Origin of the sequence: Pantoea sp. S61, from assembly GCF_016625145.1 — a bacterium.
Taxonomy (GTDB): Bacteria; Pseudomonadota; Gammaproteobacteria; order Enterobacterales; family Enterobacteriaceae; genus Pantoea; species Pantoea rwandensis_B.
Genome location: NZ_JACVUO010000003.1, coordinates 296,484 through 310,058, shown reverse-complemented (window position 1 = coordinate 310,058; position 13,575 = coordinate 296,484). Strand labels below are relative to the sequence as shown.

The following is a 13,575-nucleotide window of genomic DNA, read 5'->3' as shown; positions in this document are numbered from 1 at the left end:
TTCCGGCCAGAGCCGGACTACGTCCTTTGGCGTCAGTTCTTCTCGTCGTTCAGGTCTGCAGAAGTCTGCAGGTACGGCAGATACCGGACGGCCTGATCAGGCTCATGGAAGCTTTTCAGCCAAGTTCTGGCTTCCGATATTTCCGTGAGCCGTTTATCGCTGCCGCCGGCTTGTGCCATGCTTCCAAGCTCAGCAATAAGCGATTGTACGCTTATCTCTTTTTCACCCAGCGCAAGGCTCAATGCCGCTTCGCCAATAATGACGTGCCCTTTCCCGTCGTGATGATTAGACAAATTAACTACCTCCATTTCACGTTGATGACAGCCTCACGTCACACTGTAGTCGCAGATGGTGAAAGTGCCCGTAGGTAATTCTGAAAAAAGCTATATTCGTAATAATTTGTATCAATTGCTGAGTTTATTGGACCCTTCATGCAAAAAATCTACTTACGTAATCCACTAAGAATTAACCGTGGCCTGATGAATTGATTCGCTGATAATTAAATCAGGCTGTTCTGTCCATCAGATTTTGTCTGCATGAATGTGGGGGGTGTGCTGCCCGTAACCTTGAGTCTTTCGCGGCGCGCAGATTCAGTACTGTTGATTAGGATTTGAGGTAAACGCATGCCGGAGGCGCTCAAATCGAAAGATATTACTTTGTGTACATATGCTTTGCTGTTGTACGTACTGGCTTTGCGAAGCGCGGCACCCTCATGAATTAATGCCGGTGTTGAGGACAAACAGGCTTAATGATGTCTAGGTCGTTGAAGTCGCGGTGTGGTGAGGGTGACTACCGGTCCGGTTTGAGAATGGTCAGCCAACTGCTATGGTGCCTGTGACAATCTGCGGTAATATGGAGCCAGAAATGCTTACAACAATTATTTACCGAAGCCATCTCGCCGATGAGGTACCCATCAACATCCTGCCGGGTATGGTTGAGAAAGCCAGCCTGCTCAACGCACGGCATCAGGTCACGGGGATCCTGCTCTTTAACGGCACGCACTTCTTTCAGATTCTTGAGGGCCCGGAGGAGGGCGTGCAGGACATCTATGGTCGTATCTGCGCCGACCGGCGTCACCACAATGTGGTTGAGCTGATGCGCGACTATTCACCGTCGCGCCGCTTCGGCAACCATGGTATGGAGCTGTTTGACCTGCGCCGCCATGACAGCGGCAGTGTGCTGCAGGCGGTGCTTGACCGCGGCACGTCTAAATATCGTCTGACATACGACGATCGGGGCCTGCAGTTCTTACGCACCTTCGTGGAAGCCCGTGAGAAAGAAAACTACTTCGAGGTTTTGCCCGCTGACTACTGGGACTTTGTACCGGATGAGAACGGTCCTTCGTTCCCGGCTGTGGGCGTCACCTTCCTCCCGGTGGTTGATCCTCTGGGTCGTGAAGTCACAGCCATCGAGGCCATACCCGATGACGCCCCGGATGGACTAACCGGCGAAGCGCTGTATGCGTATAACCTAAGCGTCGTCACAGAGGCACTGAACAAGGCAGGCAGATCGTGTCCCGACGACATCATGTTATACGTCAGCATATTGCCCATGACGCTGGTTAACCTTCCAGATGCCGTCAGCCGGCTCATTAACGCAATTGACCGTGCTGAGCTGGTGCCGCAGCAAATAATACTCGGCGTCAGTGAAACAGAGGTTATCTCTCAGCTGGAATCATTCACTCAGGCGGTACGCCAACTGAAGCAAGCGGGTATCAGTATCTCTATCGACAACTTTGGTGACGGTTCGGCAGGACTGTCTCTGCTGGCGCACGTCCAGCCGGACCGCGTGCGCATCGGCGCAGCGATCGTGCGCAATATTCACCGCAGCGGTCCCCGTCAGGCGGTGGTACACGCGGTGCTTCGCTGTTGTTCAGCGCTGGAGATAAACGTCATTGCTGCGGGTATCGAACAGCCGGAGGAGTGGATGTGGCTGGAGGCAGCTGGTGTCACTGATTTCCAGGGTGCCCTGTTCACTGCAGAAGGCGCGGCTGTTGCCTGGCCGGAGACCCGAGAGGCTGTTTGAGATACAGGAAAGAAAAGGGCCCAAAGCGGGCCCAACAGGATTAGGAGGATGCGGTAAGGTTGGTTGCTGGCTGCTCTGCCATTACAGCCGGTATTTAAGCCTTTTCATACCGCAGAGTTCTGCCACGATTCGCTTTTTCAAGCCAGGTAATGAAATGCGTCATCATTGCGGACGCGTGTTGTGTATCGGGCGTGCGGTAAATAAGCAGCCGGCTTTTGGTCTGGTTTGTGCAGTCGATGGCATAAATCTCAATACCGGTATCACGTTGCTCGCTTTCAATTGCTGTGAAATGCATGCGAGGCCAGCGGTTTAACCTCAACATAAACTCACTAAGAATCATCTTTTTCGCCTTTGTTGTTTTAGAGTTGGAAGACTTTTTTCACTGGTCTGCCCAGCGTAGAACTGGTTGCGGACTCTGCAAGCTATCGGCACATTATTATTCGTAAAAATTTCGTAAAGGCAGCGGGTTAGAACACTTATCAGCACCGCAGATGTCTTTAGCATGAACCTGTGGTGCGTATCCGACAATCCGCTGGCAGGCTATCAGTGCAAGAGGGAATAACTGAGAGGGGAGTCAATAATGCTCAGTGAAGATCGTTTGAATCAAATCGCAGAAAATCCGGGCAACTATGAAGCGGAAGCTGTGGCCATGGCGCTGGAGATCCTACAGCTGCGGCGTATGCTGGGGGCGCCCTGGGCCGTGGTGCAACCGCTGGGCGAGCTTTACGTTGAGGACGGGAACGCGGCGATGATCTGGCCGGCAAGCCTGGCGGAGCGCGGCGACATCTGCCTGTACCGCCTGGATAAGCCTTCACAGGTGGCGGCAGCCTCATCGCCCGCAGCAAAGCAGCGCGTCCGCAGAAACAAATCACCGGCGCTGGAGTAAGCTACCTTCAGCACAACATCCCTAACGTGACCCGTATTAACACTGCCGTGTAAATGTTTTCTATAGGTATCCTTCCCGTTAATGTTCGGGCCAGCTGCGCTGTGGTAAGCTCTGCGCCCAAAACCTGCTGCCGGATAACCCCATGAAAAATGATTTTGAAGATAAAATGGCCGACATTATGCTTGGCGAGGCCGTCACGGCGCTGCTGGATGAGGACGTGGCCATTAGCTGGGCGGCACTGACGGATCGCTTACGGTCGGCCATTGAAACTGAAACCGACGAAGATCGGATTCGCGCAGGTCTGCGCGCTATTGAAGAAGTAAGGCGGGAAATGCGTATTCGCAACGGTGAAAAGACCGGAGGGAAAAGGGTCACAGGACTAACAGAGCAGAAGCTTCACTGACTGCCTAAGGGGCTGCGGTATCTGACACTGCCCCTTTCTGTTATACTGTACACTCATCCACCTTACGGACGGAGGTCATATGAATGATGACACCACCGCCGAAGATATCTACGCCGTTATTGGAACGGTCGTGGCTCGCCTTCTTAAGCCGGACCAGCACCTCTCTCTTCACGAGATTACCAGCGCCCTGCACAGCATGAGTGAATCAGTCGACAATGCCGGAATGCGCGTAAGCTGCGAACGCGCCATCAGGCTTCTGGCTGAGCAGATGCACTGACTTTCGGATTCCCCCTGTTCTGACATACACCCTGGCGCACTGACGGTGACGTGCCACACTAAGAAGTGTTGAACTTTTAAGCCGGGAGAAACCTGTGAAATTCTGGATTGCTGTAAGTCTTACCGCCGCCATCAGCTGCTCCGTGTGGGCTTCGCGGGGCGGATTTGATTCCCCAGCAGCAATGGCCGCCGCGCACGTCACGCAGCAGAATTAGTCTCAAAAACCTTCGTCGTCAGGCGTTTTGCCCACCACAATTTCCAGCACGCTGCGTAGTATGTCAAGCTCAACCACATCTGTCGTGCTCTCCAGCTCGGCGATCAGGTAAAGTATGATCGCTTTGCTGGTTACCTTTTTACCATGAATGACGATGTCGCGGATAACAGCGTCTAGCACGGCAGTTTCTGCGGCCAGCTTGTCGCCGCCGCTGCGAAAGTGCTGAATGATGCTTGCTTCTGTAGAGGTGTTTTGTTCATTAAGCTGCATAGTGTTATCCGTCAGGCCCTACGGGCTAAAGTGACCAGGCTCATAGCCTGAAAAAAACGGCTACCCCCTAGGTAGCCGCGTCCTGCGGGCGTCCTGCCGCTCTCCGGTAAATACGGAGATTCGTCCTGAGGTTAATCAGCGACTACTATTTCTTTGTGCTACTACTCGGTCCATTAAGGGCACCCAATGCCAGCACTGCTGCATCAAGGCCTTCCCGGGACTGTATAAATTCCGTCTGCACCTCACCCAGCGCCAGGACTATAGCTTCTCGCCTGTCCTTAGTAGTCTCACTGCTACCCATAGCCCTGAGCTGTCGAGCCACGCTATCTGCGCTAATTCCGTCATCGATGCTCAGCAGGGCTACCACGGCCTCACCCAGGACGACGTCGGCGAGGCGTTTTAAATCGTTATTTTTCATACCCGCATCTTCAGGTTAATGCCCTCCAGGCAGGGTGGCAGGACAACTATTCCGGGCGGTCCTGAATGCACGCTGCGGGCATCAACTGCTTACAGCGAAAAACTCAGCGTTCAAACAGCATGCCGATTAGTGTTTGATAATGACGCTCTTCTTCCTGATTCGCCGCCACTTCAAGGCGGCGCAGCAGTTTAGTACAGATAGCCTTACGGTTAAGGTTCTTGCCTGCGCGCAGGATTTCAACGACAATCTGTCCCAGCGTTTCCTGCTGGGTCGGCGCCGATGCTTTACTGAAGTAATGCGCAATATCGCTGGCGGAGTCCGGGAATTTCGTAACGTTCTGACGCATGGTGAACCTCTCAATGGTTAAAATGTAGTCGGCTCTGTCTGACGATAAAGTTATACAACCAAATCAAACTTGTACAGCAATTGTGTTGTTGTACAACTTTTCTTTTTGTGCAAAAAATGCTTACATCTATTATTCAGTAAGTTAGGTTGATACCTGTGCGCAAATAGTGAGTGAGTAATTCAATGGAATGGTTGTACAACAGGCTGGCTATTTAGTTAAGAGGTCAGGGAAGATGCCTACCCGGTTTGTCCCGGACAGGCTTAAACTATTCAGTGCACTGAGCTGCGGCCCGCTCCGGTGACCCATCTCAGCTCGTCCCGGTTACCCGGTAATGATTTAAACCCGCGAAGCCAGCGCTTTGCCCCTCTTATCTGCACGCAGCGCAAAGGATCTTTTTCAGCTGCGGCCATATCAGCCAGTTCCCGGATAAGTGAATTAACGGTAATATCCGTATTATTCATCGCCAGGTGAACCGCAGCCTCGCCAATAATCAGCTGGTTTCCGTTATGAAAATCTTCAGACATGTTCAGCTCACTCTCAGTCTCGTTACGGTGTTTCAGTGTAGTGGTTTAATGAAATCAAGTCCGCTTCCATATCATTATTTTCAGCGCATTATCCCCTCAGCCTGAAATAAAAGTTTCCGTCAGAAGATAAAAACAACCTGAATTCAGATGCCTGGCAGCTTATAGGGGTTAAGCATCGGAAAATACTGAATAATCCTTAAGTGTAAAATGAAATCGATTTCAGCTTAGGAATCGGGCTGAGAAGAGATTTAATCTCAAACGAGGATTTAACACATTACGAAAAGTTCTCCCCGGTCAGTCTGTGAGGTAACACTGTGAAAGTGCGAATCGGGCGGGTAAATCACGGAGTAAAACGTGAAGATTATTGTGCAGCAGAATCGAAAATATTTAGGAAATGTAAATTCCCTAATTGAGCACTCCGGGATGAAATATTACCTTCGGCGCGCGTCCGTAAAGCTTAATTAAATTCAGGTTTTGGACCCCGGGCGGCCACGCGTGCGCGGTCGGGACAGTTTTTAAAGTTGCCGTCACTGGCGGCGGCGCCTTTGCTGCTCGCTTCAGAGGCTAGTGACGGGTCGGCCGCAAAGTTTCCGGCACCACCGCGTCTTGATGTTGTCGTGATGTGTTCCTCAGTTAAAAGATGTCCTGTATTTCAGGCAGTTAAATTATGACCCGTCCGCACAGGACTACCCGCGTTCGGCACAATTTTTCAGAGAAATGACGGCGGACGCGTGTTACAGGACGGCTGAATCTGAAACGCGGGCCTAACAGCACTTGCGGCTTGCCATTTCATTGGGATGCGTCAGGATTTATGCGCGGAACGGCACGTGACAACCCTCCGGTGGAGAGCTGTTCTGCGGCCGTGCCGTTCCGCAACTGCGTCAGTTCTGCGCAGCGTTAGGGGCTGTGAGCTAATAACACCCGTCTCCGCAGATGACTTTAAGGCTCGACGCCCCCAGTAGAAGGCGGGTCAGTGGACTCAAAATGCCAGCCAGCTGCGCATCGGGTGCAGGCAGCCTGATTCACCTGTGCCGTCCCACTCGTACACGCGGTGCTTCGGGTCGCGCAGCGCACAGGCTACAATTCCCACCCACATCCCTTTTGCCGCGTTGGTCTGCGCGCTGTCGATAATGATGAACGATCAGTGATGCAGCAAATAGCAGAAAATCGTCGCGTCAGGCCGTACACCGCATTCTAATGCAGCGGCTGGCGTGTGCGTCATACCTCACCTGTATGCTGGCTTGCTACGGCGAGGTGTAGTCTTCAGTGTCATCCAGTCACCGCATAGACGGTTTCCAGCAAGGGCACCTGTGCGAACAGCCTGAACTGCCGTTCTGCTGCGTACTGCCATAGGGTGTAGCCGAACGGCATTAATAGGGCAGCGTAAAGGCTTTGCATCGCCGGCAAGAAATACCCGGGTATTGGCCCGGATAGTGTCTTTCGGATTGAGTAACTGACTGAAGATGTTATCGGGCAGGATAATGGGCATGCTGTCGTCCGCCGCTATTATGCTGATCAACGAGCTTCCCTTATAACCGAAGCGTTAATTTAACTTTATGAATTTAATGAAGTAATGCCAAATTTTGCTTAAAGAATTTAGCGCCGCCGGATTACTGCTGTACACGCGCCATTACATCGGTTATTTTGCGCCCGAACTTATTCACTCCACACGGGTATTTCATGCGACAGGACGGACTACCACCTGAAAAAGATGCCGGGCTCACCGGTTACTTTAGCCAGGTTACCCACCCCTGCCAGATTGCGCTGCTGGGCCGCATTACCGTTGAAATCCTGCGAAAGGAGCGCCGGCTGACGCGGACTGCTGTGTGCCTGAAACTGATAGCGCGGCTCGACGCGACCAGCGATGAAACCGAGGCGGCACACCTGATGGATCTGCTCAGGATGCTTTTTAATCGCTGAGTCTGGGGGCTGCCGACAGGGTGTTTGTATAGATAAGTTCGCCCAAAAAGGAGAGTGGCAACCGGAATGCCGTACAGTCCCGGCGCATAACAACAGTTCTAAGATGCCGGTTTCAAACACACCAGACTTCATCGCGACCGTTGGAAAGAATGAAATGGGCGTCCGACGTTTCCGACGGGTTAAAGCACCCTAGCGCCCGACAGGCGGTAGTTAGGCTGAACCCGCCCAGCATCGGCAGCGGCCGCGGGCCGCCCGGCAACTCTTCCCCCCTCAGATACAGACCCTGTTCCTTCCAGAGCATGGCCACCTTCGTAGCGCAATCCCATTCTTCAATAATAGGTAATTTCCCTGATGCCTCCCGGTGACCCCAAAAGCCGCAATCCGAATCGCTTAAGCCCGTCAAATGCGTTTAGCGGGGCGCCTTAGTCAAACGGATTCACGATATTATGATCATCACACCCATGGCGACTTTGTTTTTGCAGTGAACGAGATTTCCCTACACGATCTGGTCGGCCAACATCTGCCGAAACCACGAAAATCAGACCTCAGTTTTCCGTTTATCTTAAAATTGACTTTGGCTTTGCGGTAAGGCGAAAAGCAGTCCATATTTTAAGCCAGCAAAAATGGAGAATGTATGAGCTGGATTGATTATGAAGTTGAAAAGCCCGCAGACGGTCAGGTAGTTGCAATATGTACGGATGAAGGGGTAGGTAGCGGAAAATATGAGGCATCATTTGAAAATTTTACCCATATTCTTATGCCGGGGGACGCTACATTCAGGCAATATCGCGTATCTCACTGGTTTCCTTTACCAGACAGCTATGGAGTGGGTAAAAAATAGCCACTTTTTAAGTGCAAAAAAAATCCCGGGACAATTCCCGGGAAAAAATTCAGCTTCCATTTCACCCCAAGCCGTAACAATTCCAAGCCCGATTAAGCTAGACCAAAATACTGGTTTGTCCAAAAAATATTTGTCCTGATTGGCATTTATCTTTAAAAGTAAGCGAGAGCACTCCATTCACATATTATTTGTATAATCCTCATATAGTCTGCATAAGAATCACCCTAATCTGCCGGGCCATAATCATTGCGGGCATTTAGATTATAAAAAATGGGTGTGGAATGAAGCAGTTATAGGGCTTAACTCTTTCAGGTAAAATTCACGATTCAGCGCTTATCAGAAGTGCGTCATAGACGCCGAGATTAGTGGGTTATGACTAGAGTTGGGATGTGCACAATAGTTTTTTAACCCTTTCAAAAAGGACTGTATGCTTACAACGAATGAGATTTTACACACTTATTAGAGTGGGTAGGGCAAGTGTTTAATACAAGTGATTGATTAAAAAAACACCATAAAGAAGAATAGGGGTGGATAGAATCAAAAAAATATTCTAAACATATAGTTAAACATATCGTGCCGGGTGAATACTCGTCAACGAGTTCATAAATATTACTATTCGCACCTGAGTGATTGATACAAATGAACGTTATTCCTATGTCTTACAGCACCAGTACGGTTTACCGTCGTTTTGAAATGCTTGGCAACATTGAGCATGAACCGGGTCATATGTGGATCCTGTTTGATGAGAAGCTCTATTTTTCTGCAGTCGTATGTTCTGTACCTACGATGCAGGGTAACGTCGCCCGGCACAAAATTATAGCAACGATGGATTGTACATGTGATCTGACAGGCAGGCTCACACTCGAACGCTATTGGCAGTCTGAAAAACTGTCCAGCGAAGTCGATCTTTCTGAACCAATCATCAGGGCTCTTTCAGAAAAGAAAGGTCTGTGGATGAAGCCAGTGAGCGCAGCCTGAATTACATCACTGAAGACTGGTTGCTCCTCGTTTTTACTAATCTACACTATTAGTCCCTAAACCCTAGCGTAGGTTAATTTTTTTGCATTCTAAAATTCGACATCTTCATCCTGAGATCCAAACAATATGAGAATGATCACCCATTAGCACATGAATCAGGATATAAATATGCTCATAATGGAAAAATCAAATTTTCGAACAGGTTAGTGTCACGACTTGCCCTCTAACTCAACTCTGGTAGTCTCTTACTCAACCAACAGCTAACGTCCGGCGTATCAGACCTGCTTAAAGCTCACTAAGACGAACCACCGCCAGATGCAAGTTAAAGTACTATCAGAATTTGATGGTACTTTAATGTATTGAATGCAGACCGGATCGTGAAAAAGATAAAAAACGGACACCATAGTCTGCATATCTCTTTTGCATATCGTGGGGTATGAGCACAATACTGACGCAGATTGCTGAAAACCATCTATTATTGAACAGTTAGAATCAACTTTTTTCAAAAAGAGGGATAAGTAATGAATAAAAAAGGCATAGGTTTCCTGTTAATTGCTTCAGCTTTCGCAGTTTCAGTTACGGGCTGTTCTTCAAATCAGGCTATTAAGACTACAGACGGTCGTACCATCGTGACAGATGGTAAGCCTCAAATCGACAGTGATACGGGCTTAGTATCTTACAAAGATGCCCAGTCAGGACGAACTGAACAAATCAACCGCGATAAAATCACCAACATGAGTGAATTAGATAATTGATAAGGAACAGTCTATGAAAAAAATCACTTTCTCAATGTTAGCCGCGCTTATCGCGCTGTCGGCTTTAACTGGCTGTACCCGGACAAGTTATGCCATTCATACTAATGATGGTAGAACAATTGTCAGCGATGGTAAGCCTAAAGAGACTGAAGCAGGATTGCTAGGTTACACTGATGCTAACGGCGTTAAGCAACAGATTAATAAGCAGGAAGTCAAAGAAGTATCAGAAATACCACATTAATCAAAAACACCGCCAGAAGTGGCGGTGTTTTTACATTCCAGGTTACAACGTTAAAGCACTTCTTAGGTTATAAAAAAATTAAGCCTTTCCGACAAAGGATTTAGTTCAAAGCTGAATAAGGTATTAATGTTGCTAAAGATGCTTTAAAGCAATGCATAGAGGAGATTTGTAGGAGTTAGCTCAACTGGAACTTGCTAAAGTTACTTAAAAAAGATTTGAAGTGAAACTAGCATTGTAATGTTAAGTTCAGATAATAATTTTTGTGGGCGAATACTAAATTTAATCAATTAAGCATTCATGTTTCGATTATTCAGTGGTTAAATAAGAGGTGGCTTTTGTTTGATTGGTGTAGGATGAATTTAATTAATCAATCGAAAATCTGTGAGGTATGTCAATTATTTAAAATTTAATTAAATATGACCTGATTTCAGTAAGGCCACTCTGGGCATATGAACTATAGTATATGAACTATTAATTAAGTTTCTTGGAGGTGAGATGAATATTCATTATCTTGATGAAAGCGATAAAAATAGTCAAAAGGTAGTGTTGCCCTCTACAGAAATTATGGTTGGTGAACTGGTGCATGAATTGCTACGTGAGCGCCGTTGTGTCAACAGACGTGCCATGATATCGCGACTATTGTTAAGGCTTGAAAATGTCACATGTCCAATGGAAGCAATATATTATGCAGAAATTCTTAATATGTTTGAGCAAAAATAGCTTGTTGTTATTCTCGATAGTTTTTAGTTAGTATGATTTCTGGAGACGTGTTTACGATAATCGGTACTACCTTACTGGTATTTAACTATTAAGGGGAGTGTATGACTATCTTTGAATACTTGATGAAATACATTGATCAATAACTTTTAACTGGACTTACGTTTTCCCTGACAGGTACTTTTAAACGCATTTTCAGCCAGACTAAGGTCATAATCATCCAGTATTTCTCTCCCGCGCGAAGTAAGTTTGTATCGCTTTTTTTCACGCATCCATTCATCGCCCAAAAGAAACTCAACAAGCCCCATATCTGACAACTCTTTTCTCACAACGGGTTTGACAGAAGAGGGGACTGATCCTCTCTCTTTGATTATTGATAACAATCTAAAGTGTTTCTGAGCAAGTTTCATATCAGCCATCCTTCGCAATAAATCCTTAATAATTTAACCAGTGCTTTGGTTACATGCAATGAAATTTTTCATTGTGTCGCACCTTCAAGCAACAAAGGAGGGTAAAAATAACAGCTATATGCAAACTCGAATTTTCATGCTGTTAAATAATATTTTAATTTCTTTTGTTCTTTCAGTCGTCAATCATAAGATTCAGTTAAAAAATACGAATTGTGTGATTAAGTTAAAATTATCTTGAAGTTTTTTACGACCAAGAAAAAACCCGCAATAGCGGGTTGAAAGCTGGATTTAAAAGTTGGTTTGATGACCGATCCTTAAAGTTTACTCATCCCCCTGGGGGGTGCTTAATTATCTGTATTAAGCGATAAAATTATAGTGCGCTTCGGTGATGAAAACGATTAGGATGAATCTCATAATCTCTCAAAATGAACATTAGCAACACTGTTAATGGAGTCACGCGCTGCTAAGTCGGAGCAGGCGCATTGTTAACTGGACTTGTGCTTTCAGTTCCTCAAGCGTCTGTGAAGCCATATGTCCAGTTCAGGATCAGATAGCGGCTTAGCAAAAAAATACCCCTGAGCCTGGTCGCAACCGAAATCACTAAGAAGAGTGGCTACTTCAGCGTCCTCTACACCCTCCGCGAGCACCGTATAATCAAGTTCTTTTAACATTTTGATAATACTGCGCGCTATGATGAGCGATGAGGCATCTTTGAGTACACCTGATATGAGTGAGCGATCAAGTTTTATTACATCTAGCGGCATACGTCGCAGGTAACTGATGTTACTGTAACCTGTCCCAAAATCATCCAGAGATATGTTAAACCCTTTTTCATAAAGTCTATGCAAGCCGGATAGTGCCTGTGCATTTTCAATAATTCGCTCAGTTTCAAGGCATTCAATTCCCAGTAGGTTATTAGGTAATCGGGCCTCAAGCATTTTCGATTCCAGTAGATCTGCAAAATTGCTTTTTGCGAAATCGTTCAGGCTGACGTTTATTGTGACGGGCAATTGAATATTTTGTCGATTGAGTCGCTTAAGGCAGGCTATCGTCGTGTCAATCACCCATTCTGTCATCTCATGCAGTAGGTCCGTTTGTTCAGCCATTGGTACAAATGCCGCGGGTGAGAGTTCACCTCTGACAGGATGTGTCCAACGTATCAGCGCCTCAAGGCCGACGGGCTGACCCGATTTGAGGCAAGTTTTAGGCTGATATACAAGGTACAGGCCCTTATCAAAACGTATTGCATCAGAAAGCTCATTCATAAGCGTAAAATCATTCGAACGTTTTATTTCTTCTGACTCTTTATAAATGACTGAAGGTAAGTTTTTATCGATCGCTTCCTCAAGTGCAGCCGAAGCACGGCGAACGACATCATAGGCTTTGGATGAAATTGCCGTAAAATCCGTTTGGCCCGCATGGGAAGTGAGGGTAATTGATATCCCATTACCTAATTCTGCACAGATGCCTTCCATACGCCCGGCAATCCACGAGGCGTCCAGGCGGCTTTCGTCGCGAACCAGAATGGCGAAGCGTCCCGTGGAAATCGCATAAATCATCTCACCGTTTTGAGGACTTAACCGGCGAGGCAATTTTATAGCTATATCCCTGAGAAGTTCTTCAACCGGCATCATTCCAACTGTTTTAGCTAAGTCATAAGCATGTGCCATTTTCAGGCAATCAATAATAATCAGACGACGCTTGAACTTATCTCCCTCTGCAGCGAGCGACTGCATATCGCTGATTAATCGTGAGCGGTTAGGCAAGTGAGTAACAGGGTCATTAAAACCGGTGGCATGCCAGGCTTCCAGAAATGACATTACTAACTCAGCAAGCTGTTTAAGCGTTGCGAGCTGCGTATCGCTGAAGGGATGTGGTTCCCGATCAGTCACACAAAAAGTACCTAATACTTGGCCTTCTCGATCTTTAAGCGGAACGCCAGCATAAAAACGAATGTAAGGTTCACCAGTAACAAAGCGGTGGGTTAAGAAACGAGCATCAAGCCATGTATCTGAAACGATGAGTGCACTGTCGCCATCAACAACATGTTGGCATAAAGACTCTTCTCTTTTTGAGTGTTTCAGTGAGAAATTATGCGAGGCCCGTATGTATTGAAATTCCTCATCTAAAACTGAAATGAAGCTCCCAGGGATACCCAGCGCCTGATTGGCTAAATGTACAAATTTCCTCAGGACATTGTCCCTTTCTTCATCAGGGGCGAGAAGGGCTTCAAGCGCACGCTTATGACGTTCATTAATAGCATTTAAATTTTTATTCATAAATCCCCCGTGCCGGGTCTAATAACCGGAACGTAAAAGTGAAAGAAAAAAACCGACCGGAAGGAGAAGCTA

General features: G+C 47.3%; 17 protein-coding genes and 1 pseudogene. 10 read left to right on the top strand and 8 right to left on the bottom strand.

Annotated elements, in window-relative coordinates; genetic code table 11:
• Window positions 1-32: 32 nt before the first annotated feature.
• Entirely contained in the window at window positions 33-293 is a 261-nt protein-coding gene (locus IAE30_RS09435) for a hypothetical protein (RefSeq protein ID WP_200679373.1), read from the bottom strand.
• A gap of 571 nt (window positions 294-864) precedes the next feature.
• On the opposite strand from IAE30_RS09435, the gene IAE30_RS09430 reads away from it, so the two are divergent.
• Window positions 865-2,025 (top strand): diguanylate phosphodiesterase, encoded by a 1,161-nt coding sequence (locus tag IAE30_RS09430; RefSeq protein WP_200679371.1) that lies wholly within the window; start codon window positions 865-867, stop codon window positions 2,023-2,025.
• A gap of 94 nt (window positions 2,026-2,119) precedes the next feature.
• Here IAE30_RS09430 and IAE30_RS09425 read toward each other — a convergent pair whose 3' ends face one another.
• Window positions 2,120-2,365 carry a hypothetical protein gene (locus tag IAE30_RS09425; RefSeq protein ID WP_052059404.1) on the bottom strand — a complete coding sequence of 82 codons (246 nt, stop codon included), beginning with the start codon at window positions 2,363-2,365 and terminating at the stop codon, window positions 2,120-2,122.
• A 240-nt stretch (window positions 2,366-2,605) separates the two neighbouring features.
• Between IAE30_RS09425 and IAE30_RS09420 the strand changes: the two genes are divergently transcribed.
• The 3 genes from IAE30_RS09420 to IAE30_RS09410 all read left to right on the top strand — a co-directional run bounded on the left by IAE30_RS09420 (window position 2,606) and on the right by IAE30_RS09410 (window position 3,591).
• Window positions 2,606-2,911 (top strand): hypothetical protein, encoded by a 306-nt coding sequence (locus IAE30_RS09420; protein WP_200679369.1) that lies wholly within the window; start codon window positions 2,606-2,608, stop codon window positions 2,909-2,911.
• Between the two features lie 142 nt (window positions 2,912-3,053).
• The gene (locus tag IAE30_RS09415) at window positions 3,054-3,314 is read left to right on the top strand and encodes a hypothetical protein (RefSeq protein WP_038646771.1); all 261 of its coding nucleotides are present in this window, start codon (window positions 3,054-3,056) and stop codon (window positions 3,312-3,314) included.
• A gap of 79 nt (window positions 3,315-3,393) precedes the next feature.
• Window positions 3,394-3,591 carry a hypothetical protein gene (locus IAE30_RS09410; RefSeq protein ID WP_200679367.1) on the top strand — a complete coding sequence of 66 codons (198 nt, stop codon included), beginning with the start codon at window positions 3,394-3,396 and terminating at the stop codon, window positions 3,589-3,591.
• 216 nt (window positions 3,592-3,807) lie between these two features.
• On the opposite strand, the gene IAE30_RS09405 is transcribed toward IAE30_RS09410, so the two are convergent.
• The 3 genes from IAE30_RS09405 to IAE30_RS09395 form a co-directional block, all read right to left on the bottom strand.
• The gene (locus tag IAE30_RS09405; RefSeq protein WP_200679365.1) at window positions 3,808-4,074 is read right to left on the bottom strand and encodes a biofilm development regulator YmgB/AriR family protein; all 267 of its coding nucleotides are present in this window, start codon (window positions 4,072-4,074) and stop codon (window positions 3,808-3,810) included.
• 521 nt (window positions 4,075-4,595) lie between these two features.
• Window positions 4,596-4,838, bottom strand: coding sequence for a regulatory protein YcgZ (ycgZ, locus tag IAE30_RS09400; RefSeq protein WP_039328007.1), 243 nt, complete (start codon window positions 4,836-4,838; stop codon window positions 4,596-4,598).
• A 269-nt stretch (window positions 4,839-5,107) separates the two neighbouring features.
• On the bottom strand, window positions 5,108-5,362 hold the full coding sequence (locus IAE30_RS09395; protein ID WP_038646781.1) for a hypothetical protein: 255 nt from the start codon (window positions 5,360-5,362) through the stop codon (window positions 5,108-5,110).
• Between the two features lie 1,680 nt (window positions 5,363-7,042).
• Here IAE30_RS09395 and IAE30_RS09390 point away from each other — a divergent pair.
• The gene (locus IAE30_RS09390; protein WP_071845612.1) at window positions 7,043-7,282 is read left to right on the top strand and encodes a biofilm development regulator YmgB/AriR family protein; all 240 of its coding nucleotides are present in this window, start codon (window positions 7,043-7,045) and stop codon (window positions 7,280-7,282) included.
• Here the strand turns inward: IAE30_RS09390 and IAE30_RS30025 are convergent.
• Window positions 7,272-7,583 (bottom strand): annotated as a pseudogene (locus IAE30_RS30025) (hypothetical protein). The gene IAE30_RS09390 and the pseudogene IAE30_RS30025 sit on opposite strands and share 11 nt — an antisense overlap.
• A gap of 333 nt (window positions 7,584-7,916) precedes the next feature.
• On the opposite strand from IAE30_RS30025, the gene IAE30_RS09385 reads away from it, so the two are divergent.
• From IAE30_RS09385 to IAE30_RS09365, 5 genes are all read left to right on the top strand, one after another.
• Entirely contained in the window at window positions 7,917-8,123 is a 207-nt protein-coding gene (locus tag IAE30_RS09385; RefSeq protein WP_038646785.1) for a hypothetical protein, read from the top strand.
• A 654-nt stretch (window positions 8,124-8,777) separates the two neighbouring features.
• Complete coding sequence (locus tag IAE30_RS09380; protein ID WP_200538628.1) at window positions 8,778-9,101, top strand: hypothetical protein; 324 nt, start codon at window positions 8,778-8,780, stop codon at window positions 9,099-9,101.
• Between the two features lie 521 nt (window positions 9,102-9,622).
• On the top strand, window positions 9,623-9,856 hold the full coding sequence (locus IAE30_RS09375; RefSeq protein WP_039334005.1) for a YgdI/YgdR family lipoprotein: 234 nt from the start codon (window positions 9,623-9,625) through the stop codon (window positions 9,854-9,856).
• Window positions 9,857-9,869: 13 nt separating this feature from the next.
• Window positions 9,870-10,097: a YgdI/YgdR family lipoprotein gene (locus IAE30_RS09370; protein WP_038646791.1), complete on the top strand. Its 228-nt coding sequence runs from the start codon at window positions 9,870-9,872 to the stop codon at window positions 10,095-10,097.
• Between the two features lie 495 nt (window positions 10,098-10,592).
• Window positions 10,593-10,817 carry a hypothetical protein gene (locus IAE30_RS09365; protein WP_156102794.1) on the top strand — a complete coding sequence of 75 codons (225 nt, stop codon included), beginning with the start codon at window positions 10,593-10,595 and terminating at the stop codon, window positions 10,815-10,817.
• 146 nt (window positions 10,818-10,963) lie between these two features.
• Here IAE30_RS09365 and IAE30_RS09360 read toward each other — a convergent pair whose 3' ends face one another.
• Both IAE30_RS09360 and IAE30_RS09355 read right to left on the bottom strand, forming a co-directional pair.
• Window positions 10,964-11,233, bottom strand: a complete 270-nt coding sequence (locus IAE30_RS09360; protein ID WP_156102795.1) for a hypothetical protein — start codon at window positions 11,231-11,233, stop codon at window positions 10,964-10,966.
• Between the two features lie 494 nt (window positions 11,234-11,727).
• Window positions 11,728-13,503 (bottom strand): GGDEF domain-containing phosphodiesterase, encoded by a 1,776-nt coding sequence (locus IAE30_RS09355; protein WP_038646795.1) that lies wholly within the window; start codon window positions 13,501-13,503, stop codon window positions 11,728-11,730.
• Between the last annotated feature and the right edge of the window lie 72 nt (window positions 13,504-13,575).